The organism is Pseudomonas sp. FME51 (assembly GCF_014897305.1).
Genome location: NZ_JABUYN010000042.1, coordinates 1 through 1,311 on the forward strand (window position 1 = coordinate 1; position 1,311 = coordinate 1,311).

1 protein-coding gene and 1 other annotated feature are annotated in these 1,311 nt (G+C 56.8%); the gene reads left to right on the plus strand.

Translation table 11 applies throughout. The features are described 5' to 3' along the window. Nucleotides 1-49: 49 nt before the first annotated feature. Nucleotides 50-1,272 (plus strand): IS3 family transposase gene (locus INT39_RS22300; RefSeq protein ID WP_096006128.1). Its coding sequence is split into 2 segments (ribosomal slippage): nt 50-335 and nt 335-1,272, totalling 1,224 coding nucleotides; the frame shifts between segments, so codons are not numbered across the junction. After that, nucleotides 328-444, plus strand: a sequence feature (AL1L pseudoknot). (Overlaps the previous gene by 117 nt.) Nucleotides 1,273-1,311 lie beyond the last annotated feature (39 nt).

The following is a 1,311-nucleotide window of genomic DNA, read 5'->3' on the forward strand; positions in this document are numbered from 1 at the left end:
TGAATCACACCGGGTTTCGTGGAGGCCTCAACTCTTGAGAGAATGAGGCATGAAGAAATCCAATAGCTACTCCCCTGAAGTCCGTGAACGTGCTGTGCGCATGGTTCTGGAGAACTTGAAGGACTACCCATCCGAGTGGGCAGCCATCGAGTCCATTGCACCCAAAATTGGCTGTGTCCCACAGACGCTGCATGGCTGGGTGCGCAAGCACCAGACCGACAACGGCCAGCGACCCGGTCAGACGACTGAGGAGCGGGACCGCATCAAGGCCCTGGAGCGCGAGAATCGTGAGCTGCGTAAAGCGAACGAGATCCTCCGCCTGGCCAGTGCTTATTTTGCCCAGGCGGAGCTCGACCGCCGCAACAAACCCTGAACGGCTTCGTCGACGAATATCGTGACCGTTACGGAGTCGAGTCGATCTGCCGAGTGGTGCAGATCGCTCCGTCCGGTTACTACCGGCATGCAGCTCGAGCTCGCCAGCCAGCGCTACGCAGCATGCGGGCCAGACAAGACGAGCTGCTGAGTAGTGAGATCCAACGCGTCTGGGATGACAACATGCAGTGTTATGGCGTCGTGAAGGTGTGGAAGCAGCTACATCGAGAGCGTATCAACGTCGCGCGTTGCACAGTGCAAAGGTTGATGCGCCGGCTTGGGTTACAGGGTGTTCGCCGCGGCCAGATAATCCGTACTACGGTGCCTGATGGGAAGCTTGTATGCCCGCTCGACAAGGTCAATCGCCAATTCCATGCCAGTCGCCCAAACGAGCTGTGGGTCTCAGACTTTACCTACGTTTCAACGTGGCAGGGCTGGCTGTACGTGGCCTTCGTGATAGATGTCTTTGCACGCAGAATCGTTGGCTGGCGCGTCAGCAACAACATGAAGACTGAGTTCGTGCTGGATGCGCTGGAGCAGGCGCTGTATGCAAGGCAGCCAGGACGATCAGATAATCTGATCCACCATAGTGACCGTGGCAGTCAATACGTCTCCATCCGCTACACAGAGCGTCTCGCGGAGGCCGGAGTAGAGCCCTCTGTTGGTAGCAAAGGAGACAGCTACGACAACGCTTTGGCTGAGACCATCAACGGATTGTACAAGGCGGAACTGATACACCGGCAATCATGGCGGAGTCGCGAAGCAGTAGAAATAGCCACCCTGAAATGGGTTCACTGGTTCAATCATCAGCGCCTTCTGGGATCGATTGGACATATACCGCCGGCAGAAGCTGAGGCAAACTTCTACCAGCAACACACAGGTCAGGCCGTGGCGGCCTGACTTAAACGGAATGGCCTCCATAAAACCCGGTGTGATTCA